Source organism: Bradyrhizobium sp. AT1, assembly GCF_001590795.1.
Lineage (GTDB): Bacteria > Pseudomonadota > Alphaproteobacteria > Rhizobiales > Xanthobacteraceae > Bradyrhizobium.
Map to the genome: position 1 here is coordinate 2,826,181 of NZ_JXDL01000001.1, position 23,927 is coordinate 2,850,107.

The 23,927-nt window shown below is 64.8% G+C and carries 20 protein-coding genes; 10 read left to right on the plus strand and 10 right to left on the minus strand.

Going from position 1 to position 23,927, the window contains the following annotated elements; genetic code table 11:
* On the plus strand, positions 1–986 hold a 986-nt coding region (locus SE92_RS13370), incomplete at its 5' end, for an SMP-30/gluconolactonase/LRE family protein (RefSeq protein WP_063196125.1).
* Positions 987–1,144: 158 nt separating this feature from the next.
* Here SE92_RS13370 and ppc read toward each other — a convergent pair.
* From ppc to SE92_RS13395, 5 genes are all read right to left on the minus strand, one after another.
* Positions 1,145–3,937, minus strand: coding sequence for a phosphoenolpyruvate carboxylase (gene ppc, locus SE92_RS13375; protein WP_063196126.1), 2,793 nt, complete (start codon positions 3,935–3,937; stop codon positions 1,145–1,147).
* A gap of 1,319 nt (positions 3,938–5,256) precedes the next feature.
* The gene (locus SE92_RS13380; protein WP_063196127.1) at positions 5,257–5,661 is read right to left on the minus strand and encodes a YccF domain-containing protein; all 405 of its coding nucleotides are present in this window, start codon (positions 5,659–5,661) and stop codon (positions 5,257–5,259) included.
* 204 nt (positions 5,662–5,865) lie between these two features.
* Positions 5,866–6,660 (minus strand): enoyl-CoA hydratase/isomerase family protein, encoded by a 795-nt coding sequence (locus tag SE92_RS13385; RefSeq protein ID WP_063196128.1) that lies wholly within the window; start codon positions 6,658–6,660, stop codon positions 5,866–5,868.
* Between the two features lie 114 nt (positions 6,661–6,774).
* Positions 6,775–8,319 (minus strand): acyl-CoA synthetase, encoded by a 1,545-nt coding sequence (locus SE92_RS13390; protein ID WP_063196129.1) that lies wholly within the window; start codon positions 8,317–8,319, stop codon positions 6,775–6,777.
* Between the two features lie 163 nt (positions 8,320–8,482).
* Entirely contained in the window at positions 8,483–9,292 is an 810-nt protein-coding gene (locus SE92_RS13395; protein ID WP_063196130.1) for a crotonase/enoyl-CoA hydratase family protein, read from the minus strand.
* A gap of 116 nt (positions 9,293–9,408) precedes the next feature.
* On the opposite strand from SE92_RS13395, the gene SE92_RS13400 reads away from it, so the two are divergent.
* Both SE92_RS13400 and SE92_RS13405 read left to right on the plus strand, forming a co-directional pair.
* On the plus strand, positions 9,409–10,281 hold the full coding sequence (locus tag SE92_RS13400) for an SDR family oxidoreductase (RefSeq protein ID WP_063196131.1): 873 nt from the start codon (positions 9,409–9,411) through the stop codon (positions 10,279–10,281).
* Positions 10,282–10,506: 225 nt separating this feature from the next.
* Positions 10,507–12,084 (plus strand): fatty acid--CoA ligase, encoded by a 1,578-nt coding sequence (locus SE92_RS13405; protein ID WP_063196132.1) that lies wholly within the window; start codon positions 10,507–10,509, stop codon positions 12,082–12,084.
* Positions 12,085–12,199: 115 nt separating this feature from the next.
* Here the strand turns inward: SE92_RS13405 and SE92_RS13410 are convergent, their stop codons facing one another.
* Positions 12,200–13,474, minus strand: a complete 1,275-nt coding sequence (locus tag SE92_RS13410) for an acyl-CoA dehydrogenase family protein (protein ID WP_063196133.1) — start codon at positions 13,472–13,474, stop codon at positions 12,200–12,202.
* 214 nt (positions 13,475–13,688) lie between these two features.
* On the opposite strand from SE92_RS13410, the gene SE92_RS13415 reads away from it, so the two are divergent.
* Positions 13,689–14,468: an enoyl-CoA hydratase-related protein gene (locus SE92_RS13415; RefSeq protein WP_063196134.1), complete on the plus strand. Its 780-nt coding sequence runs from the start codon at positions 13,689–13,691 to the stop codon at positions 14,466–14,468.
* Positions 14,469–14,639: 171 nt separating this feature from the next.
* On the opposite strand, the gene SE92_RS13420 is transcribed toward SE92_RS13415, so the two are convergent.
* From SE92_RS13420 to SE92_RS13430, 3 genes are read right to left on the minus strand one after another with little or no spacing between them, the layout of a single operon-like run.
* Positions 14,640–15,017, minus strand: coding sequence for a DUF6285 domain-containing protein (locus tag SE92_RS13420; RefSeq protein ID WP_063196135.1), 378 nt, complete (start codon positions 15,015–15,017; stop codon positions 14,640–14,642).
* Between the two features lie 3 nt (positions 15,018–15,020).
* Positions 15,021–16,007, minus strand: a complete 987-nt coding sequence (locus SE92_RS13425) for a phosphotransferase family protein (RefSeq protein WP_063196136.1) — start codon at positions 16,005–16,007, stop codon at positions 15,021–15,023.
* Between the two features lie 10 nt (positions 16,008–16,017).
* Positions 16,018–16,806, minus strand: coding sequence for an enoyl-CoA hydratase/isomerase (locus SE92_RS13430; RefSeq protein ID WP_063196137.1), 789 nt, complete (start codon positions 16,804–16,806; stop codon positions 16,018–16,020).
* Positions 16,807–16,973: 167 nt separating this feature from the next.
* On the opposite strand from SE92_RS13430, the gene SE92_RS13435 reads away from it, so the two are divergent.
* The 5 genes from SE92_RS13435 (at position 16,974) to SE92_RS37550 (ending at position 21,257) form a co-directional block, all read left to right on the plus strand.
* The gene (locus SE92_RS13435) at positions 16,974–17,753 is read left to right on the plus strand and encodes an SDR family NAD(P)-dependent oxidoreductase (protein ID WP_063196138.1); all 780 of its coding nucleotides are present in this window, start codon (positions 16,974–16,976) and stop codon (positions 17,751–17,753) included.
* A gap of 108 nt (positions 17,754–17,861) precedes the next feature.
* Entirely contained in the window at positions 17,862–18,242 is a 381-nt protein-coding gene (locus SE92_RS13440) for a VOC family protein (protein ID WP_063196139.1), read from the plus strand.
* Between the two features lie 261 nt (positions 18,243–18,503).
* On the plus strand, positions 18,504–19,781 hold the full coding sequence (locus SE92_RS13445) for an acyl-CoA dehydrogenase family protein (protein WP_028143270.1): 1,278 nt from the start codon (positions 18,504–18,506) through the stop codon (positions 19,779–19,781).
* Between the two features lie 112 nt (positions 19,782–19,893).
* Positions 19,894–20,511, plus strand: coding sequence for a flavin reductase family protein (locus SE92_RS13450; protein WP_063196140.1), 618 nt, complete (start codon positions 19,894–19,896; stop codon positions 20,509–20,511).
* A gap of 20 nt (positions 20,512–20,531) precedes the next feature.
* Entirely contained in the window at positions 20,532–21,257 is a 726-nt protein-coding gene (locus SE92_RS37550) for an N-acetyltransferase (protein ID WP_502686761.1), read from the plus strand.
* A gap of 117 nt (positions 21,258–21,374) precedes the next feature.
* On the opposite strand, the gene yghU is transcribed toward SE92_RS37550, so the two are convergent.
* Positions 21,375–22,250: a glutathione-dependent disulfide-bond oxidoreductase gene (gene yghU, locus SE92_RS13460; RefSeq protein ID WP_063196141.1), complete on the minus strand. Its 876-nt coding sequence runs from the start codon at positions 22,248–22,250 to the stop codon at positions 21,375–21,377.
* Positions 22,251–22,619: 369 nt separating this feature from the next.
* On the opposite strand from yghU, the gene SE92_RS13465 reads away from it, so the two are divergent.
* Positions 22,620–23,753 (plus strand): nitronate monooxygenase, encoded by a 1,134-nt coding sequence (locus SE92_RS13465; RefSeq protein WP_063196142.1) that lies wholly within the window; start codon positions 22,620–22,622, stop codon positions 23,751–23,753.
* The last annotated feature ends 174 nt before the right edge of the window (positions 23,754–23,927 follow it).

Consider the following 23,927-nt stretch of genomic DNA (forward strand, 5'->3'; position numbering starts at 1 on the left):
ACTTCGGCGCCAATGCCGAGCCGCAGCGCTATCCCGACCCCGACATCGTCGCGATCGACCCCAAGCGCTTCAAGGCCAAGGTCGGCAACACCGCAATCAAGCGGCTCTACACCGGCTGTCTGTGGGCCGAGGGGCCGGCGTGGAATGCGCAGGGACAATATCTCGTCTGGAGCGACATCCCCGCCAACCGGCAGCTGCGCTATCTCGACGATGACGGCCACATCTCCGAGCAGTTCCACAAGCCGTCGAACGAGGCCAACGGCAACTCGTTCGACACCGAGGGTCGCCAGCTCTCTGCCGAGCGCACGCGCCTCGTCCGCTACGAGCATGACGGCTCGATCACGACGCTGGCCGAGCAGGCGAATGGCAAGCCGCTCAACGGCCCGAACGACATGGTGGTGCATCCCAACGACAAGGCGATCTGGTTCACCGATCCCGGCTATGGCGCGATCAGCATCTACGAGGGCAAGCTCGCCAACACCGGCTCGCTGCAGCCACACCAGAAGGAAGCGGTCTATCGCCTGGACACCCAGACCGGGCAGGTCGCCAAGGTCGCGGACGAGCCGTTCAAGCCGAACGGCATCGCCTTCAGCCACGACTACAAGAAGCTCTATGTCTGCGACACCGGCATCACGCATTACCCGCAAGCGGAGAACGTGGTGTGGTCCTACGATATCGACGGGGCCAAGCTGTCCAACCCAAAAAAGCTGATCGACATGAAGCTCGAGGGCAAGTCGGGCTTCCCGGACGGCCTGCGCGTCGACACCGAGGGCAACATCTGGGTCGGCGCCGGCTGGGTCGGCCCCGGCTATGACGGCGTGCAGATATTCGCAGCCAACGACGGCGCGCGGATCGGACAGATCCTGTTGCCGGAGACCTGCGCCAATGTCTGCTTCGGCGGCAAGAAGCGCAACCGCCTGTTCATGACCGCGAGCCAGTCGCTCTATGCGGTCTATGTGGAGACGCAGGGCGCGCATTTCTGTTGAGCACCCACGCTCTCTCCTCGTCATGCCCGGGCTCGACCCGCCTGCGCGGCCGAAGCCGCTTCCGCGCGGCGAAGGCCCGGGTATCCACGTCTGTCTGCGCTTGCTGAAGCGCGTGGATGGCCGGGTCAAGCCCGGCCATGACGATCGAGGAGCAGCCCCTACCCCGTATTGCGCAATCCCGCCGAAATCCCGTTGATCGTCAGCTGAATTCCGCGCAGCACCTGCTCGTCCGGGTTCTGCGCGCGGTGCTCTCTCAGCAGCTCGACCTGCACGTGGTTGAGCGGATCGAGATAGGGGAAGCGGTGGCGCACGGAACGCTCCAGCAGCGGATTGCCCTGCAGCAACCGGTCCTGGCCCATGATGTCGAGCAGGCTCTCGATCGAGGCGTGCCATTCGCGGCGGATGCGGCCGAAGATCTTCTCCCGCAACGCTTCGTCGGGCACGAGCTCGGCATAGCGCGAGGCGATCGCGATCGAGCTTTTGGCGAGCACCATGTCCATGTTCGACAGCAGCATGCGGAAGAACGGCCATTCCTTGTAGAGCTCCTTCAGGAACGGCATGCCTTTGTCGGGATGCTCCGCGATCCACTGCTCGACCGCGCTGCCAAAGCCGTACCAGCCCGGCAGCATCAGGCGGCATTGCGCCCAGGAGAACACCCAGGGGATGGCGCGCAGGTCCTCGATGGCGCGGGTCTTCTTGCGCGAGGCCGGACGGCTGCCGATGTTCAGCGTCGCGATCTCGTTGATCACGGTCGATGACCAGAAATAGTCGACGAACCCTTCGGTCTCGTAGACGAGGCCGCGATAGGCTTTGAAGGCGAGGTTCGAGAGCTCATCCATCGCGGTCAGATATTCGCGGCGCGGCGCGCTCTGGCGCGGATGCAAGAGGCTCGCCTCCAGCGTCGCGGCCGCCAGAATCTCCAGATTGTTGCGGCCGACCTCGGCGTTGGAATATTTCGACGAGATGATCTCGCCCTGCTCGGTGATGCGGATCTGGCCGTTCACCGCCCCGCCGGGCTGCGCGATGATGGCGTCATAGCTCGGCCCGCCGCCGCGCCCGACCGAGCCGCCGCGACCGTGGAACAGGCGCAGCCGCACATGATGCCGCTCGAACACTTCGACGAGACCGATCTCGGCCTTGTAGAGCTCCCAGCCCGAGGTGACGAAGCCGCCGTCCTTGTTGCTGTCGGAATAACCGAGCATGACCTCCTGCACGCTGCCGCGGCTGTCGACCAGGCGCCGGTAATCGTGCAGCGACAGCATGCGGTCCATGATGCCGGAGGAGGCCTGCAGATCCTCGATGGTCTCGAACAGCGGCACGATGTTGATGGCGCTGCGGCCGGAGGGATGGACGAGGCCGACCTCCTTCAAGAGCACCGCGACCTCGAGCATGTCGGACATGCCCTTGCACATCGAGATGATGCATTGGGGAATGGCGTCCGAGCCGAACTTGGCATGCGCTTCGGCGGCGGCATGGAAGACGTTGAGCTCGCCCATGGTCTCGTCGCTGTATTTGACGAAGGGCGAGACCAGCGCGCGCGTCGAGCGCAGCTCGTTGGTCAGCAGCGAAATGCGGGCGTCTTCGCCGAGCGCGAGATAGGACATGCCGGGGTTGGCGGCATCCATCAGCTCGGCGATGGTGCGTTCGTGCACCGCCGAGTTCTGGCGGATGTCGAGCCGCGCCAGATGGAAGCCGAAGCAATCCACCGCACGGCGGAGCAGCCGCAGCCGGCCACGGGCGATGACGCGGGCGTTGTTGGAGATCAGCGAACGGTGCAGCACGTCGAGATCGGCCTGCAGCTCCTTCACGCTGGCATATGGCGCGCCCTTGCCGACCGGCCGGCGCGTGATCTCGACCTGAAGCATTTCGGCCGTGGCGGTCAGGCGCGCATAGATGCCTGAGACCGCGAGGCGATAAGGCTCGCCGCTCCGGTGCGGCGAGGTGTCCGGCGAGCGCTCGGCGAGGTTACGCAGCTCCTCGGAGACGTCGGCGAGATGTGCCGCGATCGACAGCTCCGAGCCGAGCACGTGCAGCTCGTTGAGATAGAACTGCATCACGCGGCTCGACTGCAGCCGCAGCGTGCCGCGCATCACGTCGGCGGTGACGAAGGGATTGCCGTCGCGGTCGCCGCCGATCCAGCTGCCCATGCGCAGGAACGAGGCGAGCTCGCCGGCCGCCTGCTCGCCGCCCTCCTCCAGTCTGTCTTCGAGCGCGTTGACCAGGCGCGGCACCTCGCGCAAAAAAGTGTAGTCGTAGAACGACAGGCCGTTGGCGACCTCGTCGAGCACAGTGAGCTTGGTGCGGCGGAGCAGATTGGTCTGCCACAGCGTCAGCACCTCGCGGCGAAGCTGCTCGTCGCTGGCCTCAGCCTCCTCTGCGGTCAGCGCCACGCGCTCGCGGCGATCGAGCAGGCCGGCCACCTCCATCTCGCGGTCCATGGTGCTCTTGCGGCGCACTTCGGTGGGGTGCGCGGTCAGCACCGGGCTGACAAGCGCGGACTTGAAGAAGCTGCGCAGCGCGTCGGGGCCGATGCCCGCCGCCTTGGCGTGGGCGAGCGTTTCCGCCAGCACGCCTGAGTTCTTGCCCGCGCCGCGAGCCCGCATCTGGCGGATGTTGTTCTGGTCCTCGGCGATGTTGGCGAGGTGCGAGAAATAGCTGAAGGCGCGGACGATACGTACAGTTTCTGACGTCGACATGCTGTCGAGGATCTGCTCGAGCTCGCGGCGGGCCAGCCGGTCCTCGTCGCGGTGGAACCGGATCGAGGTCTGCCGGATGCGCTCGACCAAGTCGAACAATTCGGCGCCCTCCTGGTCGCGCACGGTGTCGCCGAGGATGCGCCCGAGCAGGCGGATGTCGTCCCGCAGCCGTGCCTCCGCTTCCGTAACCTGGATGTCCTCAGGACGGTTGGAGCGCGGTTCAGCGGCGTCGGACGATACGGTCTGGAGGGACATGGCTCGCTCCTTGGTTCGAGCTCGCTTGGATGGCCCGGCACGGCGAGTGTGCGATATTTTTCCGCCGCAGTGCAAGATGAACTTGGTGGCGGCGCACACTGCCGGCTGGTCCGTGTCCCGGACGCGCTGCAGCGTGCAACGCTGCTGCGCAGAGCCGGGACCTAGAAGGCCCACGGTATACGTGGAGAGATGGGCCCCGGCTCTGCAGCGCATCGCTAAGAAGCGCTGCGCTGCGTCCGGGGCACGAGACCCTCTTCAATCTCTACAAACACGTCTTCGCGATCTCGCGGCGCGTTCCGCCCGAGCTGTGCTGTCCGTTTCGCCCCATTGGAAGAGAAAGGGCGCAGGGAAGGCCGGGCGCCGGCTGGCACCCGAGGTCCGCACGCGAAGAACGCACGCGGGGTTGACCACAGGTGATGCCGGACGCCCGGCCTTCCCTGCGCAATGGTGTTACGGCTTATGGCGCGCTCTCCCCGGGGAGCGATGCACTATTGCCCCCGTCGCCTTGCGGCTGATCGATGCACGCGCCCGGTCGGGCCGCCACATCACCGCAAGCCTTGACGCCAGAACCCCGGGCGCCAGGACCACACGCTTTTGCCGTCCGCGGACGTCCCTCCCCGGACATTCGAGAGCTCGCGCGTGCTCGCCCCCAAAGCCGAAAACAAACGCTGTGACCGCGCCGTGTCGTGCCGCGGATCGCGATGGCTCACGGGGTTCGCCCGCCCTGCCATCACCTCACGCGCCGGCGCTGCCGCGTCCATCGCATCCCGGCTCACGTATCGTGACGATCGCGAAACGCCCCTTTTGGCGGGCCGGGATGGAATGCGGTTTAGCCGAAACAGAGATTTCGGTCAATCAGAATTTTTGTGGGACTGTGCGTTGACCTGCATGTGGCGTGTTTTGCCCGTCGGGCAACGCCAGGGATTGTGTGAGGCGTAGGATGGTGGAGCGAAGCGAACCAATCCTACGGGCCATGGGCTGCTTTTCTGCCCAAGGAAGTTGCCCCACTCCTCCTTAAGGACCGCACGAAGAATTCCGGGTGGTAGCGCTTCCTCCGCGACTTTCCCTTTCGAGGAGGCGTTGGGGTCCAGGAAAATCCCGAACAGCTGCAGACAGGCCCTTATCGCGTAATTTGCAGCGTCCACCATCGTCCGCCCCCCCGCCGCCTGCGCATCAGGTGCGTGCATACGAACACAAGCACGGAAGCGGGAAACGGATGGCGACTCTACATTGTGCGCCTGCGCGGATAACGGCGGCGACAACGTCAGAAGCAAGATCAAAATAGCTGCTCTCAATGGAAAGCAATCCTCATACACGCCCTACGCCGGCACGATCACCTTGCCGATCGGCCACAGCGCGATGCCGGCGAGCTTGAGATGCGCCCAGGCGAAGGGAATGCCGATGATGGTGATCGCGAGCGCCAGTGCGGTCAATAAGTGGCCGAGCGCCAGCCACCAGCCGGCGAGCACGAACCAGATGATGTTCCCGATCACGCCGAGCGGGCCGGTGCCGATATCCTCGATACCGGTGACGTCGTAGCGGTTGACCGCACGCGAGCCGAACGGCAGCAGCGTGTAGACGGCGATGTTGAATGCCGCTCGCGCCCACGGCAGGCCGACGATGGTGACGGCCATGATGACCGCGGCGATCACCCAGCCGAACGCCATCCAGGCGCCGCCGAAGATGATCCAGAGGATGTTGAGGAGCATGGAAACGGGAGACATGGGATGATCCGGAGGTGGACGATCCCACTCATATAGGCACGAAATCCGTCTCTGCTATGACGGCCGAATAGCCCGAATGAAGTGTATATCGCATTTTCCGCGAGCGGAGCGCGTGCCTCGTCCTTCGAGACGACCGCTTCGCGGTCTCCCCAGGATGAGGCTCAGCAGCATTGGAGCCTGTTGCAAGTGGCGCAGCGCAGCCGGCTACCGCCCCTCGAATTTCGGCTCGCGCTTCTCCATGAAGGCCTTCATGCCTTCGGCCATGTCCTGGGTTTTGAACAGCGGCAGCAGCTGGAGATAGACGTGGTGGACGTGGTCGTGGAAATTCTCGTTGAGGCCCATCCGCATCATCCGCCTGGAGGCCTGCACCGCGAGCGGCGCGTTGGCGGCGATCTCGCGGGCGATCGCGGTGGCACGGGTCATCAGCTCCGCGTCCGGCACGACCTCGTTGGCGAGGCCCCAGTCCAGGCACTCGCGGGCACTGAGGGTGCGGCCGGTGAAGATCAGCTCGGACGCCTTGGCCCAGCCGAGCATGCGCGGCAGCAGCCAGGTGCCGCCTGACTCCGGCACCACGCCGCGCTTGACGAAGGCGGCTGCGAGCTTTGAGGACTCCGCCATGATGCGGATGTCGCAGCCGAGCGCGGTGTCCATGCCATAGCCGGCTGCGCCGCCGTTGACGGCGCAGATGGTCGGCTTGTCCATGGCCTGCAGCACCGTCGGCGGGGTGTTGCGCAGGTTGATCGTGGTCGTCGAGGACGCCGCGCTGAGGCCGTTGCCGTCGCGCTCCTTGCGGAGGTCAAGCCCGGCGCAGAACGCCCTGCCCCTGCCGGTGAGGATGACGACGCGGACGTTCCTGTCCTCGTTGGCCTCGGTCAGCAGCCGCGCCAGATCGTTCAGCATCGGGCCGGAGATCGTGTTCATGCGCTCGGGCGCATTCAGCGTGATGGTCGCGATGTGGTCGGCAACGGTGTAGAGGACTTCGTTTGCGGCGTCGGTCATCGTGAATGCTTCCCTGGATTCCTTTGTAGCCCGGATGAAGCGCAGCGCAATCCGGGATGTCAGCCGCAAGCACCGCCCCGGATTGCGCTTCGCTCCATCCGGGCTACAAGGGTCTCATATCTTTCGCCCCGCCTGCTCCCAATAGGGATCGCGCAGGCGGCGCTTGAAGATCTTTCCGGAATCCTCACGCGGCAGGCCGCTGCGGATCTCGATGTGCTTGGGCACCTTGTAGTCGGCCAGATGCGCCTTCAGCGCGGCGCGGACACCGGCGGCTTCGAGCGCGACGCCGGGTTGCGGCTCGACCACCGCCATCAGCGCCTCGCCGAATTCGGCGTCGGGGATGCCGAACACGGCGCAATCATGCACGCCCGGCACCGCGTGCAGCACCGACTCGATCTCCGCCGGATAGATGTTGACGCCGCCCGAGATCACCATGTCGCGCTTGCGGTCGCAGATGAAGACGTAGCCGTCTTCGTCGATGTAGCCGACGTCGCCTGATGTGATGAAGCCGTCGCGGTCGATCTCGGCGCGCTTCTCGGGCTTGTTGTGGTAGGTGAAATCGGCAAGCTCCGCCATGCGGGAATAGATCTCGCCGATCTCGCCTGTGCCGAGCACGCGGCCGTCCTCACCGAGGAAGCGCAGCTCCGCGCCGGGCGAGATCTTGCCGACCGTGCCGGGCTTCTTCAGCGCGTCCTCTGAGGTCGCGAAGGTGACGGCGCTGGACTCGGTCGAGCCGTAGAACTCGTAGATCACCGGCCCCCACCATTCGATCATGGCGCGCTTGACGTCCGCGGGACAGGGCGCTGCGGCATGGATGACGTGGCGCAGCGAGGAGACGTCGTACTTTTTGCGCACCGCTTCCGGCAGCTTCATCAGGCGGATGAACATGGTCGGCACCATGAAGATGGTGTCGATCCTGTAACGCTCGATCGCTTGCAGGAATTCCTCGGCTTCGAAGCGCGGCATCAGCACCAAGACGCCGCCGAGCTTGCCGGCGCGGATACCGAACGAGTTCGGCGCGGAATGATAGAGCGGTCCCGGCAGGATCGCGCGGGCGCCGGGCTTGAGGCCATAGATCATCGCACGCATGCGCTCGCCGGCGGCCTGCTGCTCCGGCGTCGGCGCGTGGCGGCGGACGCCTTTGGGATGGCCCGTGGTGCCTGACGTGTAGATCATGTTCATGGGCTGCGGCACGACCGGGCCGTCATAGGGCTGGAACTTGACCAGCCAGGATTCGAAATCGATCGCGAAGTCCGGCGTCTTCAGATGATCGGGATCGATCTTGTAGTTGGACAGGATCTCCGGCGGCGTCGGCACGCTGAGCACGGTGACGCCCGCAGGAATGGCATCGCGCAAGGCGTGCAGCATGTCGGCATGCCCGATCAGCACGGACGTGCCGGTGTCGCCAAGGATGTAATTGATCTCCTCCGGCTTGAAGTGCCAGTTGATCGGCACGCCATAGGCCCCGAGGCGCATCGCGGCATAGGCCGCCTCCAGGAACGCGATGTCGTTGCGCATCAGCATGCAGACGCAATCGCCTGGCTTCACCCCGATCCTGGCGAGGCCGGAGGCGATGCGGTCGGCACGGGCTGCGACGTCGGTGTGGGTGCGGCGGCGGTCGCCGGAGACGATGCCGAGAAAATTGGACGTTTCGCTCATTGTTGTTTTCCGATCTTTCGTCGGGTTGAGAAATGGGTACCGGTCAGATCGTCATTCCGGGGCGATGCGAAGCATCGAACCCGGAATCCATTTGGCGACGGAGCGTGCGGCTCGATGGATTCCGGGTCTGCGCCTCCGGCGCATCCCGGAATGACAGGAGGGGCTAATCCGCAAACCTCGCCGCGCGCTTCTCCAGATTGGAGCGCACCGCTTCGGTCTGGTTCGGGCTGCCGATCAGCTTCTGCTGCTCGACGGATTCCGCGAGCAGCGCCGGACCCGGATCGACCGAGAGATTGTTGAGCAGCCGTTTGGCGGCGCGGACCGCATCGGGACTCTTGCCGGCGATCTCGCGCGCGACTTCGAGCGCCGCCGCGCGCGGGTCGTCGCAGATGCGCGTGGCGAGGCCGTAGGTCATCGCCTCCTGCGCCGAGAAGATGCGGCCGGTGTAGGTGAGATCGCGCAGGATATCGTCGCGCACGAGGCTGGCGAGGATCGGCGTGCCCGCCATGTCAGGCACCAGGCCCCATTTGATCTCCATGATCGACATCCGCGCATCGGGGCTCAGGAAGCGCATGTCCGCGCCGAGCGAGAGCTGGAAGCCGCCGCCGAAGGCAACGCCGTGCACGGCCGCGATGACCGGCACCGGAAGCTGGCGCCAGCCCCACACCGCCTGTTGCGGGAAGTTGGCCTGGCCGTGCGTCCGCTTGGTGAGATCGCGATTTTCGCCACCCGGAATTCCGTTGCCGCCCTTTTCCTTCATGGCGGCAAAACGCCCCATGTCGAGGCCGGCGCAGAAGGCGCGACCTTCACCTGAGAGAACGACGACGCGCACGCCTTTTTCCTTCGAAAGCCGCTCGGTTGCCGCGACAAGGGCCTCGAACATCGCCTGATCGAGTGCGTTCATCTTGTCGGCGCGCACCAGCCGCACGTCCGCGACGCCTTCCGAGATCGAGATCGAGACGCGCTCTTCCATGGACGAATTCTCCCCGAGTTCTTGCCTGTTCTTGTTCAGTGCCGCTTTACAGGACGCTGTTGGCCGGATTTAGTCAATCGACCAATTAACTGACAATCCCTACGGGGGAAACAGCCATGTTCAAGGAAAATCTTCTCGCCGGAAGGCGCATTCTCGTGACCGGCGGCGGCACCGGTCTCGGCAAGTCGATGGCGGCGCGCTTCCTGCAGCTCGGCGCCGAGGTGCATATCTGCGGCCGCCGCAAGATCGTGTGCGACGAGACTGCGACCGAGCTGATGGATCTCCATGGCGGCCGCGTCACCAGCCACGGCGTCGACATCCGCAACGCACTCGCGGTCGAGGAGATGATCGAGACTATCTTTCGCGACGCCCCGCTGACCGACCTCATCAACAACGCCGCCGGCAATTTCATCTCGCGCACCGAGGAGCTGTCGCCGCGCGGCTTCGACGCCGTCGCCAACATCGTCATGCACGGCACGTTCTACGTGACCCAGGCGGTCGGCAAGCGCTGGATCGCGGCCAGGCAACCCGGCAACGTGGTGTCGATCACCACGACCTGGGTGCGCAACGGCTCGCCTTACGTGGTGCCGTCGGCGATGAGCAAGTCGGCGATCCACGCCATGACGATGTCGCTCGCCGCCGAATGGGGCCGCTACGGCATCCGCCTCAACACCATCGCGCCCGGCGAGATCCCGACCGAGGGCATGAGCAAGCGCATCAAGCCCGGCGACGAGGCCGGCGCGCGCACCAAGGCGATGAACCCGATGGGCCGCGTCGGCACCATGGAAGAATTGCAGAACGTCGCGGTGTTCCTTATCTCCGGCGGCTGCGACTGGATCAGCGGCGAGACCATCGCGATGGACGGCGCGCAGGCGCTCGCGATGGGCGGCAATTTCTACCAGCTCCGCGACTGGAGCGACGACGACTGGAAAACCGCCCGCGAGAGCATCATGGCGCAGAACGAGAAGGACCGGGCGAAGCGGGGGTAGTGCTCTCTCGTGCCCCGGACGCAGCGCAGCGCGTCGCACTTGCGAGGTGATGCGTTGCTGAGCCGGCGCCCATGCCGCAGAGATGCTAGGTCCCGGCTCTGCAGCGCATCACTCCGTGCTGCGCAGCGTCCGGGACACGAAACTGCGGCATCCCCCTCCGTCTTGTCTTCACCCGCGATTGCCCCCACACTCCCCTGCACAAAAACAAGACGCCACGGGAGAAACATGTCCACACAGAAATTGGCAACTCTCGCCGACATCGTGCGCGAGCGCGCCGGGAGCCGCGGCGATGCCATCGCCTACGAGTTCGAGGGCCGCCTCACCAGCTTTGCCGAATTCGACGTCAGGACCAACAAGGTCGCCAACGCATTGATCGCGATGGGCGTCAGACATGGCGACCGCATCGCCTATCTCGGCAAGAACAGCGACATCTATTTCGAACTGCTGATGGGAGCTATGAAGGCCGGCGTCGTGATGGCGCCGGTGAACTGGCGGCTCGCCGGGCCCGAGGTCGCCTTCATCGTCGAAGACTGCAAGGCGCCGGTGCTGTTCGTCGGGCCGGAATTCATCACGCAGGTCCATCAGATCAAGGATCAGATCCCGGGCGTGCGCACTGTCATCACCACCGAAGGCGGTGCGCCGGAATGGCCGGATTTTACGGCCTGGCGCGATGCGCAGGGCGGCGACGATCCGAAGGTGGCGATCGACACCAAGGACATCGCGATCCAGCTCTACACCTCTGGCACCACGGGCAAGCCGAAGGGCGCGATGCTCTCGCACGCCAACTTCCTCAACCTGGTGCAATCAGGCAATGCCGAGGACAAGCCGGACTGGAACCGGTGGTCGACCGACGACGTCTCGCTGGTCGCGATGCCGGTCTTCCACATCGGCGGCTCCGGCTGGGGCGTGATGGGCCTCTATCATGGCGCCCGCGGCGTGATCGCGCGCGAGTTCGATCCGACCAAGGTGCTGGACTTCTTCGAGCACAGCGGCATCACAAAACTCTTCATGGTTCCTGCGGCGATGCAGTTCGTGGTGCGGCAGCCGCGCGCGAAGACGGTGGATTTTTCACGGCTGAAATACATGCTGTATGGCGCCTCGCCGATTCCGGCGGCGCTGCTGAAGGAATGCATCGAGGTCTTCAAGTGCGGCTTCGTTCAGCTCTATGGCATGACCGAGACGACAGGCACCATCGTTGCGCTGCCGCCGGAGGACCACGTCGAGGGGCTGGAGCGGATGCGTTCGGCCGGCAAGGCGCTGCCGGGGGTCGAGATCGCGATCCTCGATGCGGACGGCAAGCCGCTGCCGCCGCGGCAGGTCGGCGAGATCGCGACGCGCTCGGGCTCCAACATGGCGGGCTATTGGAATCTGCCGGAGGCGACCGCTTCGACATTGCGCGGCGACGGCTGGCTGCGCACGGGTGATGCCGGCTACATGGACGAGGACGGCTACCTCTACATCCACGACCGCATCAAGGACATGATCATCTCCGGCGGCGAGAACATCTACCCCGCCGAGGTCGAGAGCGCGCTGTGCGATCACCCCGACGTCGCCGAGGCCGCAGTGATCGGCATCCCCGACGACAAATGGGGCGAGGCCGTGAAAGCCGTCGTGGTGATGAAGCCGGGCAAGGAAGCGACGGAGACCGACATCATCAACTTCACCCGGACGCGCATCGCCGGCTACAAGACGCCGAAGAGTGTGGAGTTTCTGCCGGCATTGCCGCGGAATCCCTCAGGCAAGATTTTGCGGCGGCAATTGCGCGAGCCGTATTGGGCGGGGAAGGATCGGCGGGTGAATTAGGACGCGGTGTTGTAGGGTGGGTTAGCCGTAGGCGTAACCCACCTCTTCACTTTCAACTCGAACAAAAGTGGTGGGTTACGCTCCGCTAACCCACCCTACAAGAGCGGCGCAAGCCTCAATGCTTCCCCGGCCCCATATAGCCGAACAGGAATCCCGCGACTTTCCGCATCTGGATCTCCTCACTGCCTTCGGTGATGCGGTAGCGGCGATGGTGGCGGTAGATGTGCTCGAAGGGCTTGTGGCGTGAATAGCCCATGCCGCCGTGGACCTGCATGGCGCGGTCGGCGGATTCGCAGCAGAGACGGTTTGCCCAATAGTTGCACATCGAGACGCGGTCGGAGAGCGTTCGCTCGATCTGCTCCTCGGTGAGCTGGTCCATCTCCCAGGCGGTCTTGCGGATCAGAAGGCGCAGCATCTCGGCTTGCGTCGCAAGCTCCACCAGCGGGAACTGGATCGCCTGGTTCTCGGCGAGCGCGCGGCCGAACGGCTTTCGCTCGCGCGCATACTTCACACTCTCGTTGATGCAGTAGACGGCCGCGCCGAGCGAGCTTGCGGCCTGGCGGATGCGGTTCTGATGCACGAAGCATTGTGCCAGCGACAGGCCGCGGCCGACCTCACCGAACAGCGCATCTTCGGGGACGAACACGTCGGTGAAGCTGACGCGGGGATGGTCGGTCGGCATGTTGAAGGTCCACATGTACTCCTCGACCTTGACGCCATGGCTCTTGGCCGGCACCAGGAAGCAGGTGATGCCGCGGGCATCGCCGTCATTGCCTGACGTACGCGCGAACAGCGCGCAGTGCGTGGCGACATGCATGCCCGTCGTCCACATCTTCTCGCCGTTGATGATCCATCCCTTGACGTTGTCACGCGTCGCGGGCACCGCACGCGTCTCCATGTGGGTGGCGTCCGAGCCGTGATGCGGCTCGGTCAATCCAAAGGTGATGCGGTACTTTCCCTTGATCGAGCCGTCGATCATCGCCTTCTGGTCGTCGCGGCCGTAGCGGTCAAGCATGGTGACGACAGGGAAATTGCCGACGACGGAGTGCTCGTTCTGGAGGTCGTTGTGCAGGCCGAGGCCTTTCGCCGCGAAATGCTCGCGGATCACGGCCATCCAGAGGTTAGAGCCGTCCTTGCCGCCATATTGCTTCGGCACGGGAAAGCGCAGATGCCCCGCGGCATCCGCGAGGTCCTTGGCCTTGCGCAGCAGCGCCTCCCATTCGTGCCGGGGCAGGCCGCCATTCTCGAAATCGGTGCGCGCCCATTCACGGCGGTGGTCGAAGAAGCGTATGTTGTCGTCGGCCTCTTCCAGCGGCTTGATCTCGCGTGCGATGAAACGGTCGAGGTCTCCGAGATAGGCGACGAGATCGGCTGGCAATGAGAAATCCACAGGTTCTCTCCCGGATTGATTTTATCGTTTTGCGTTAAGGCGCTAGGCGCATTTCTGCTTCGCACGATTAAGGTGAGAAGAGCGCGCTCAAGTCAAGCAAGGCAAGGCGTGTGGCACGCGCAAGGCCCTCCAGCGCAATTCGATGGCGCGCCAGCGCTGGCGCGCGGTAGTATGACGCCAATATTCCTTCGAAAGAAAATGCGGAGAGCGCGCGATGGAGCTGAAATTTTCCAAGGTGGAACGCAAGGGGCCGATCACGATCGTGACGCTGTCGCGGCCGGAGGTCTACAACGCGCTGCACACCGATGCGCATTTCGAATTGCAGAAAGTGTTCGACGATTTCGCCGGAGATCCCGAGCAATGGATCGCGATCGTCACAGGCAGCGGCGACAAGGCGTTCTGCGCAGGCAACGACCTGAAGTGGCAGGCGGCGGGCGGCAAGCGCGGCTGGGACAAGGGCGGCTTTGCCGGCCTCACCGCGCGCTTCGACTGCGACAAGCCGATCATCGCTGCCGTGAACGGCGTCGCGATGGGTGGCGGCTTCGAGATCGCGCTCGCCTGCGACCTCATCATCGCCTCGGAGAATGCGACCTTCGCCCTGCCCGAGCCACGCGTCGGCCTTGCCGCGCTCGCCGGCGGCCTGCACCGGCTGCCGCGGCAGATCGGACTGAAGCGCGCCATGGGCATGATCCTCACCGCGCGCCATGTCAGCGCCAAGGAAGGCCTCGAGCTCGGCTTCGTCAACGAGGTGGTGCCACAGGGCGAGGCACTCACCGCCGCGCTGCGCTGGGCCGAGACGATCGCCAAGAACTCGCCGATGTCGATCCGGGCCTCGAAGCAGGCCATCCAGAAGGGGCTCGGCGTCTCGCTGGAACAGGCGATCGCGGAGCAGCGCGACTATCCGGCGGTGCAGGCCATGGTGGCCTCGCAGGATTACATCGAGGGCCCAAAGGCGTTCTCGGAGAAGCGGCCGCCGAAATGGGTGGGAAAGTAAGAGCTCTTCGCTCTTGGCCGCGACGTGCATCTCCGACAATACCGGTGTCATGCCCCGGCTTGACCGGGGCATCCAGTACGCCGCACCCTATCGTTTCAACCACAATCGTCTCGGAGTACTGGATCGCCCGCCTTCGCGGGCGATGACAGCGAGTGTGGAGCCCAGACTTCCTTAGCCGCCCCGCCCCTGCTCGCGCTTGTATGAAGCATAGTTCGGCTGATCGACGGCGAGCTTGTCCATCGTGGTCGCCCACAGATGCTCGGCGAGGCCGGGGGTTGCGAGGTCGATCTCGCCTTTCGCGATACGCTCGGCGAGCGCGCGGTTGAGATCCGTCACTGATCCGTCGATTCCGAGCAGCGCGCGCAGCCGTTCCACTTCCGCAGCATCACTTCCCTCCTCCCGCGTCAGTTGCCGCGTGACGAGATCGAGGATGTTGATGGCGACGCGCAGCTTGAAGGCCTGGTGGCCGGAGATCAGCGGCGTGATGTCGTTGCGGAGGAAATCGGCGACGGATTTGGTCAGCTCGATCGGGGTCGGCTCGTCCTGCATGGCTCAGCTCCCGCGCGGCGATAGCAGCCGCAACAGATCGATCTCGGTCTCAGAGGCGCGGCGGCCGATCATCGCGCGCTCCATCGAATGGTCGGGGCCCTCGCGGAACCGCTGCATCATGCCGCCGCACATGATGCCCCAGCGCAGCGTGCCCATCACTTCCCAGAATTTGACGCGCTCGGGATCGACCTTGCGGCCGGCGGCCTCGTAGCCGGCGAACAGGTCCTCGCGTGAGCCAAAGCCGCCGACGGGCTTGTCGATCTCGCCGAAGCGCCAGGAGTTGACGCAGACCCAGCCGAGATCCTCCATGGGATCGCCGAGATGGGCGAGCTCCCAGTCGAGCACGGCGCGGACACCGTCGGCACCGATGATGAGATTGCCGTTGCGGAAGTCGCCGTGCACCAGCGTGGTCTCGCCCGACGGGCCGGGATCGTGGTCGCGCAGCCAGCGCAGCGCCAGCTCGAACACGGGCTTCGGCCAGTTCAGGCTGCGATAGTCGCGGTCGAACTCGGCGATCTCCTGCGTCGCGCCGCGGCTGCGCAACGCGGGCAATTTGTCCTGCGGCAATTTGTGGAGCCCTGCGAGAATCCCGCCGATCTGCCGCGCGAGGCGCGGTCGCGCCGCTGCGAACTCGTCATCGCGCAGGATCTTGCGCGCGATGGTCTCGCCCTCGACCCGCTGCATGATGAAGCCGGTGCCGAGATCGTCCTCCGGCACGAGCACATGCATCACGCGCGGCGACGGCACGCCGGCCTCGAAGGCGAGCTGCATCAGCTGCGCTTCGGCGGCAAGGCCCGCCGCGCGCGTCGGTGCTGCGCCATACCCCTTCGGCGAGCGCCGCAGGATCGTACCGATCACGCCATCGGGATGGGTGATGTCGAAGCGCCAGGTTTCCTGACTGGCGCCGCCCGACAATTTGGCCGCGCCCGTGACACCGGTCGCGCCCTTGCACCAGCGCTGCGCGCTGCGGGAAAGCTCGGCCTCGATCATTTGCCCTTGATCATTTGCCGTTGAATTTGGCGGGCCGCTTCTCCAGGAACGCGCCGACGCCCTCGCGGAAGTCCTGGGTGTCGCCGGCGCGGAGCTGGCACTGGAATTCGAGATTGAGCTGATCCTCGAAGGAATTCTCCGGGCTGTCCCAGTAGAGCTTGCGGATCAGCGACAGCGCCACCGTCGGGCCGCTGGCAAGGTCGCGCGCGAGCTTCATCGCCTCCTCCATCAGCACGCCGTCGTCGTAGACGCGGTTGACGAGACCCCATTCCAGCGCCTTCTCGGCCGGCAGCCGCTCGCCCATCAGCGACAATTCGATCGAGCGCGCCCGGCCAATGAGGCGCGGCAACAGCCAGGTCGAGCCGCAATCCGGCACGAGGCCGATGCGGCGGAAGGCCTGCAGGAAATAGGACGAGCGCGCGCACAGAATCATGTCGCCGAGCAGCGCGAAGCTCATGCCGGCGCCGGCCGCCGGACCGTTGACCGCGGTCACGATCGGGCAGTGCAGATTGCGGATGCGGCGCAGGAACGGATGAAACCCGGTCTCCAGCGTCAGGCCGGCCTTGGTCTTCTTCGATTGGTTGTTGCGCCCTTGCAGATTGGCGCCGGTGCAGAACGCCCGGCCCGCGCCGGTCAGCACCACGCAGCGCACCTCGTCCTTCTTGTCCTCGATCGCGTCGAGCGCTTCGGCGAGGCCACCCAGCATGTCCACGGAGACCGCGTTCATCACCTCCTGATGGTCGAGCTTGAGGATCGCGACCGAACCATCGAAATCGAGCGTGACGTGTTTGAACTGCATGGTTTCCTCGTCAGTTGCGGACCGCGCCAGTTTCGCAGACCGGAATTACTTTTGCCGGGGCGCATATTTGATTTTTGGCGCGGTCTTGTCCATGGTGATCAGAGCATAGCAAGCAATCTTGCGCGCAGCGGCTGATGCGCCGCAGACCAAAAAACAGGAAACGCGCCATGAACATTTTCGACCTCACCGGCCGCGTGGCCGTGGTCACCGGCGGCAACGGCGGCATTGGGCTCGGCATCGCGCAGGCGCTCGCCGGCCAGGGCTGCAACGTCTCGATCTGGGGCCGCAATGCCGACAAGAACAAGGCTGCTGCCGCGAGCATGGCCGGGCTGTCGGGCAAGGTCGACGCCCGCGTCTGCGACGTCACCGACCCCGCCTCGGTCAATGCCGCGATGAAGGCGACGCTCGACATTTTCGGCCGGGTCGACGGCTGCTTCGCCAATGCCGGCATCGGCGGCGGCGGCCGCAGGTCCTTCATCGAGCGCACCGAGGAGGAATGGCGCACGATGTTCGCGACCAATCTCGACGGCGTGTTCCACGCGTTTCAGGCTGCAGCAAAGCACATGACCGAGCGCGCCAATGCCGGCGATCCCTTCGGCCGGCTGGTGGCGACCTCGAGCCTCGCCTCGATCTTCGGCACCGCGCGCAACGAGCATTATGCGGCGACCAAGGCCGCGATCAACGCGCTGGTGCGCGCGCTCGGCGTCGAGCTGGCCCGCCACGGCGTCACCGCCAACGCGATCCTGCCCGGCTGGATCAAGAGCGACATGACATCGGGTCTCATGGCCAACGAGAAGTTCGTCGCCAACGTGATGCCGCGCATTCCGGTGCGCCGCTTCGGCGAGCCAAGCGATTTCGGCGGCATTGCCGTGTATCTGATGAGCAAGGCGTCGTCGTATCACACGGCCGATACGTTCGTGATCGACGGCGGCTATACCGCGTTCTGAGATCTCGTAGCCCGGATGGAGCGAAGCGCAATCCGGACTGCCAGAAGCAAACAAGACCCGGATTACGCTTCGCTCCATCCGGGCTACAAACTCTGAGGGAATGGGCAAATGTTCTCGCACATCATGATCGGCACCAACGATCTCGACAAGGCCAAGACGTTCTACGACAATCTCCTGAGCACGCTCGAGGTGCGGCCGGCCAGGGTCGACGGCCACCGCATCTTCTACATCACCAAGACCGGCGTGTTCTCGGTGTCGAAGCCGATCAACGGCGAGCCGGCGACGTGCGCGAACGGCGGCACGATCGGCTTTGCCGCCAATTCGCCGGAGCAGGTCGATGCCTGGCACGCGGCCGGTGTCGCGGCCGGCGCAAAATCGATCGAGGATCCGCCCGGCATCCGCCAGGGCCCCGGCGGCAAGCTCTATCTCGCATACTTGCGCGATCTCGACGGCAACAAGATCTGCGCGATGCATCGGCTGCCGAACTAATTTGGCGCGCACAGTTGGATACCGTAGCCCGGATGGAGCGAAGCGTAATCCGGGTTGCGCCAAAGCTGTGTCTGTCCCGGATTGCGCTTCGCTCCATCCGGGCTACAGATCTCAACCAGCTCCATTCAAACAACATTTCAAACGCTCTCGCCAAATTCCATCGCGTGGCATGGCTCCGCGCACCGAAAATGCGCGCTCGCACTTTGGCCGCGCTGGCACTATTCTGCCGCCAGAACGATCTCAACGTCCCCGGGAGGAACAATGACAAAACACACCTACATTCCCCGCACCACCAACTACACCCTCAATCCCGGCGACGAGCTCAACGACCTCCGGATGTCGGACCAGGTCCGGCCGCTCTACGATCACGTCAAGAAATTCATCCGCGACACCGTCGAGCCGATGTCGATCGAGTTCGCCAAGGCCGGCGAGGGCAAGGAAGACCGCTGGAGCTTTACGCCGAAGCAGCTCGAGGTGCTGGAGAAGGCGAAGAACAAGGCCAAGCAGGAAGGCCTCTGGAACTTCTTCCTGCCGGATGACGAGACCGGCCAGGGCCTGAAGAATCTCGACTACGCCTATATCGCCTCCGAGCTTGGCAAGAGCCCGCTGGCGTCCGAGAGCATGAACTGCTCGGCACCGGACACCGGCAACATGGAGGTGCTGGAGCGCGTCGGCACCAAGGAGCAGAAGGAAAAGTGGCTGAAGCCGCTGCTCAATGGCGAGATCCGTTCGGCCTATGTCATGACCGAGCCGAACGTCGCCTCCTCCGATGCCAAGAACATCTCGACGACGGCGAAGCTGGTCGGCGACGAATGGGTGATCAACGGCGAGAAATATTACATCTCCGGCGTCGGCGATCCCCGCTGCAAGATCCTGATCGTGATGGTGAAGACCAATCCGGACGCAGCGCCCAGCAAACAGCAGTCGCAGATCCTGGTGCCGCGCGACACGCCCGGCGTCGAGGTGCTCGGGCCGATGTACGTGTTCGGCCAGGACCATGCCCCGCGCGGCCACATGCACATGCGCTTCAACAATGTGCGCGTGCCGAAGGAGAACATGCTGCTCGGCGAAGGTCGCGGCTTCGAGATCTCGCAGCTTCGTCTCGGGCCCGGCCGCATCCACCACTGCATGCGCACCATCGGCAAGGCCGAGAAGGCGCTCGACCTGATGGTGCAGCGTGGCCTCACCCGCGAAGCCTTCGGCAAGAAGATCGCCCATCTCGGCGGCAACATGCAGATCATCGCGCAGGCCCGCTGCGAGATCGAGGCGATGCGGCTGATGGTGCTCAAGGCCGCCAAGGCGATGGACGTGCTCGGCAACAAGGAGGCCCGCGTCTGGGTCTCCATGGTCAAGGCCATGGTGCCGGAGCGCGCCTGCAAGATCATCGACCAGGCCATCCAGATGCACGGCGCCACCGGCATCTCGCACTGGACCCCTCTCGCCGAGATGTATCAGGACGTCCGCCATCTGCGCTTCGCCGACGGTCCGGACGAGGTGCACTGGATGGTGGTCGGGCGCCACGAGCTGAGCATGGCGTGATCTCAGCTCGTCATGCGCGGGCTTGACCCGCGCATCCATCGAAGGCGACATTTCTTCATGATGATGGATTGCCGGGTCAAGCCCGGCAATGACGACTTGCCCAGGAGCCACCATGGACTACGCCGCCAGCGAGCTGACGCCACGCGAGCGCTACAAGGTGCTGACATCCTTCATCCTGCCGCGGCCGATCGCGTGGGTCACCACGCTCGGACCGACCGGCGTGGTCAACGCCGCGCCGTTCAGCTTCTTCAACGCCTTCTGCGAGGATCCGCCGCTCTGCATGTTCGCGGCCAACCGCAAGCCCAATGGTGAGGACAAGGACACCTTCCTCAACATCCAGCGCACCGGCGAATTCGTGGTCAATATCGCCGACGAGCCGCTGGCGCGGGCGATGCATGAGAGCAGCGGCGACTTTCCGCCTGAGATCGGCGAGCCCGACTATCTCGGCCTCAAGCTTGCGCCCTCGACGACGATCGCGGTGCCGCGGCTTGCCGATACGCCCTGGGCGATGGAGTGCAAGCTCTGGAAGCTGATCGACGTCAACGACGATCGCAAACTGATCATGGGCGAAGGAATCCATTTCCACATCCGCGACGAGCTGTGGGACGACAAGGCGATGCGGGTGCACATGGACCGCTATCACCCGATCGGCCGCATGTTCGCCGACCGCTACTGCCGCACCGACGACCGCGTGGTGTTTCCGGCGGCGGAAGGCGCAGAGACCCCATAGCCGAACCTGGGAGCGAGATGATGCCGGAAGCCTTTCGCGACAATGAAGAACGTGAGCGGTTCGAGCTCGACGTCGACGGGCCGATCGCCTTCGTCACCTACCGCAAGATCGAGGGCGCGATCACGCTGGTGCACACCGAGGTGCCGCCGGAGCTCGGTGGCCGCGGCATCGGCTCGAAGCTCGGCCGCGCCACGCTCGACGCGGTGCGGGCCCAGGGGCACAAGCTCTCGGTCGAGTGCGACTTCATCCGCAATTTCATGCGGAAGAGTCCTGAATACAACGATCTCCTCGCCGAGGGGGAGGATACGCATACCGAGCCACAGGCGAGCTATCGCGCCGGCTGCTTTTGTGGCGCCGTCGAGGTCGAGGTGACCGGGAAGCCGATGTTTGCAGGCTATTGCCATTGCGCCGACTGCCAGGCGTGGTCGGCGGCGCCCATCAACGCCTTCAGCCTGTGGAAGTCGGACGCTGTGCGCATTACCAAGGGCGAGGCAGAGCTCAGGACGTTCAACAAGACCGAGCATTCCTATCGAAAGTTCTGCAAGCGCTGCGGCGGCCACGTCATGACCGAGCATCCGCGGATGCGGCTGATCGACGTCTACGCCAATCTGCTGAAGGGATACCGACACCAGCCGACCCTGCACGCGAACTACGTGAGCAAGATGGTCTCGGTTAGGGATGGCCTGCCGAAATATGCCGACCTGCCCGCGGATCTTGGCGGCTCCGGGGAAATTTTGCCGGATTGATCGCGTAGGGCGGATTGGCTCGCGGCTGCGCGAAGCGCAGTCCGAGAGCGTAATCCGCCGAACGCCTACGTGACGAAGAGTGGCGGATTACGCCTTCGGCTAATCCGCCCTACGCACCTACGTCGCAGGCTCGATCTTGTCCTGCGTCTTGGTCTCGAAATCGCTGGCATCGTGTCGTTCGTGGAGCTGGCTGGCGGGATCGCCGGAGACGCGGTTGACCATGCGGCCGCGCTTCACGGCCGCACGCTTGGCGATCTGGTCGGTCCAGCGCTGCACATTCTTGTAGTCCTGCACCGAGAGGAATTCGCCGGCGCCATAAACGAGGCCCTTGGCGAGCGCGCCGTACCACGGCCACACCGCCATGTCGGCGATCGTATACTCCTTGCCCGCGAGGTATTCGTTGTCGGCGAGGCGCCGGTCGAGCACGTCGAGCTGGCGCTTGGTCTCCATCGCGAAGCGATCGATGGCATATTCGATCTTGGTCGGCGCATAGGCGTAGAAATGGCCGAAGCCGCCGCCGAGATAGGGCGCGCTGCCCATCTGCCAGAACAGCCAGGACATCGCCTCGGTGCGGGTCTTGATATCCTTCGGCAGGAAGGCGCCGAACTTCTCGGCGAGGTAGAACAGGATCGAACCGGACTCGAACACCCGGATCGGCTCCGGACCGGAGCGATCCATCAACGCGGGAATCTTCGAATTCGGGTTGATGTCGACGAAGCCGCTGCCGAACTGGTCGCCGTTGCCGATCTTGATCAGCCAGGCGTCATACTCGGCGCCCTTGTGGCCGAGCGCCAGCAGCTCCTCAAGCATCACCGTGACCTTCACGCCATTCGGCGTCGCCAGCGAATAGAGCTGGAAAGGATGCTTGCCGACCGGCAACTCCTTGTCGTGAGTGGGCCCGGCAATCGGGCGGTTGATGCTGGCGAACTGCCCGCCATTCTCCTTGTTCCAGGTCCAGACTTTGGGCGGCACGTAGGCGGGTGCGTCGGTCATGCGGGGTGCTCCGGCGGAAAAGATGCGTCTGCATTAATTAGCCCGGGAATGGCCGATGGCAAGGGTATCGCAACGCATTGCCGGGCCGGACAACTTCACGTTTTGTCATGGCAGGCCCCTTCCCGGTCATTCCGGGGCGCCCGCAGGGCGAACTCGGATTCCATCGCTCCGCCAGGAATGCTCTGAAAAATGGATTTCGGGGTCTCGCTGACGCGAGCCCCGGAATGACGGGCGGCCAGCCTGTGGGATGAGCGCGACGCCTACACACAAGATGCCTCGCCAAATCCGGCATGTCATCGATTGGCTCGCGTCCACACTTGCTTCGGCAAGACAGCAACGATAACGCGAGGGCCACCGGGAGCGAGAGCCATGAAATCGCCGATCTGCGACATGCTGGGAATCGAGTTCCCGCTGCTGGCCTTCAGCCATTGCCGCGACGTCGTCGCCGCCGTCAGCCGCGCGGGCGGCTTTGGCGTGCTCGGCGCCACCGTGCACACGCCCGATACGCTCGAGCGCGAGCTGAGATGGATCGACGATCACGTCGACGGAAAACCCTACGGCATCGACGTGCTGATCCCCGAGAACATCTCCACGTCAGGCGAGAAGGACGTCACCTGGAAGAGCCTGGAGGCACGCGTGCCGCAGGAGCACCGCGCCTACACGCGCGAGCTCCTGAAGAAATACGACATGGAGCTGACGAGCACGGAGGTCGCGGCCGATCAGCCGCAGCCGTTCGACGGCAAGACGGCGCTGCAATTGCTCGAAGTGTCCTTCAATCATCCGATCCGCCTGATCGCCAATGCGCTGGGGGTGCCGCCGAAGGCGATGATCGAGATGGGCAAGAGGCACGGCGTACCGGTCGCAGCGCTGGTCGGCGCCAAGGAGCACGCGCTGCGCCAGGTCGCGGCCGGCGTCGATATTCTCGTGGTGCAGGGCACCGAGGCCGGTGGCCATTGCGGCGAGGTCTCGACCATGGTGCTGGTGCCGGAGGTGATCAAGGCGATCAAGCCCATTCGCGACGTGCCGGTGCTGGCCGCCGGCGGCATCATGACGGGACGGCAGATGGCGGCCTGCATGGCGATGGGCGCGGCCGGCGCCTGGACCGGCTCGGTGTGGCTTGCGACGGTGGAAGCCGAAACGACAGAGATCTTCCGCGAGAAGATGATCGCGGCATCCTCGCGCGACGCGGTGCGCTCGAAGGGCCGCACCGGCAAGCCGGCGCGGCAACTCCGCTCGGTCTGGACCGATGCCTGGGATCGTGCGCCTGATAGCCCGGGCGCGCTGCCGATGCCGCTGCAAAGCATCATCAGCCGCGATGCCTTCAATTCGATCGACCGCGCGGCCGCGAGCGGCAATGCGAGGGCGCGCGACCTCGTCAGCTATTTCGTCGGCCAGGGTGTCGGACTGATCGACAGCGTGAAGTCGGCCGGTGCGGTGGTGCAGGAGTTCAAGGAAGAGTTCGCCGAAGCCGTCGAGCACATGAATGCGCTGGTGGCGGAGTAGTTGCATGTGGCTCGCGTGGTGTCCGCGGCCCATCCTTCGAGGCTCCCGATGGGGCGCCGCGCGCCCCATCACTCGCACCTCCAGCGACGATGGCTTTGCCATCGCGCAGGGATGACGCTGTCTGTGTAGCCGTCATCCTGAGGTGCCGTAGCGCAGCGAAGGCCTCGAAGGACG

What these genes read in the sequence shown, in the direction of transcription:
- ppc (WP_063196126.1), bottom strand. Translation starts at nt 3,937, where the DNA reads ATGTCCCTCCAGACCGTATCGTCCGACGCCGCTGAACCGCGCTCCAAC.
- SE92_RS13380 (WP_063196127.1), bottom strand. Translation starts at nt 5,661, where the DNA reads ATGTCTCCCGTTTCCATGCTCCTCAACATCCTCTGGATCATCTTCGGC.
- SE92_RS13385 (WP_063196128.1), bottom strand. Translation starts at nt 6,660, where the DNA reads ATGACCGACGCCGCAAACGAAGTCCTCTACACCGTTGCCGACCACATC.
- SE92_RS13390 (WP_063196129.1), bottom strand. Translation starts at nt 8,319, where the DNA reads ATGAGCGAAACGTCCAATTTTCTCGGCATCGTCTCCGGCGACCGCCGC.
- SE92_RS13395 (WP_063196130.1), bottom strand. Translation starts at nt 9,292, where the DNA reads ATGGAAGAGCGCGTCTCGATCTCGATCTCGGAAGGCGTCGCGGACGTG.
- SE92_RS13400 (WP_063196131.1), top strand. Translation starts at nt 9,409, where the DNA reads ATGTTCAAGGAAAATCTTCTCGCCGGAAGGCGCATTCTCGTGACCGGC.
- SE92_RS13405 (WP_063196132.1), top strand. Translation starts at nt 10,507, where the DNA reads ATGTCCACACAGAAATTGGCAACTCTCGCCGACATCGTGCGCGAGCGC.
- SE92_RS13415 (WP_063196134.1), top strand. Translation starts at nt 13,689, where the DNA reads ATGGAGCTGAAATTTTCCAAGGTGGAACGCAAGGGGCCGATCACGATC.
- SE92_RS13420 (WP_063196135.1), bottom strand. Translation starts at nt 15,017, where the DNA reads ATGCAGGACGAGCCGACCCCGATCGAGCTGACCAAATCCGTCGCCGAT.
- SE92_RS13425 (WP_063196136.1), bottom strand. Translation starts at nt 16,007, where the DNA reads ATGATCGAGGCCGAGCTTTCCCGCAGCGCGCAGCGCTGGTGCAAGGGC.
- SE92_RS13430 (WP_063196137.1), bottom strand. Translation starts at nt 16,806, where the DNA reads ATGCAGTTCAAACACGTCACGCTCGATTTCGATGGTTCGGTCGCGATC.
- SE92_RS13435 (WP_063196138.1), top strand. Translation starts at nt 16,974, where the DNA reads ATGAACATTTTCGACCTCACCGGCCGCGTGGCCGTGGTCACCGGCGGC.
- SE92_RS13440 (WP_063196139.1), top strand. Translation starts at nt 17,862, where the DNA reads ATGTTCTCGCACATCATGATCGGCACCAACGATCTCGACAAGGCCAAG.
- SE92_RS13445 (WP_028143270.1), top strand. Translation starts at nt 18,504, where the DNA reads ATGACAAAACACACCTACATTCCCCGCACCACCAACTACACCCTCAAT.
- SE92_RS13450 (WP_063196140.1), top strand. Translation starts at nt 19,894, where the DNA reads ATGGACTACGCCGCCAGCGAGCTGACGCCACGCGAGCGCTACAAGGTG.
- SE92_RS37550 (WP_502686761.1), top strand. Translation starts at nt 20,532, where the DNA reads ATGCCGGAAGCCTTTCGCGACAATGAAGAACGTGAGCGGTTCGAGCTC.
- yghU (WP_063196141.1), bottom strand. Translation starts at nt 22,250, where the DNA reads ATGACCGACGCACCCGCCTACGTGCCGCCCAAAGTCTGGACCTGGAAC.
- SE92_RS13465 (WP_063196142.1), top strand. Translation starts at nt 22,620, where the DNA reads ATGAAATCGCCGATCTGCGACATGCTGGGAATCGAGTTCCCGCTGCTG.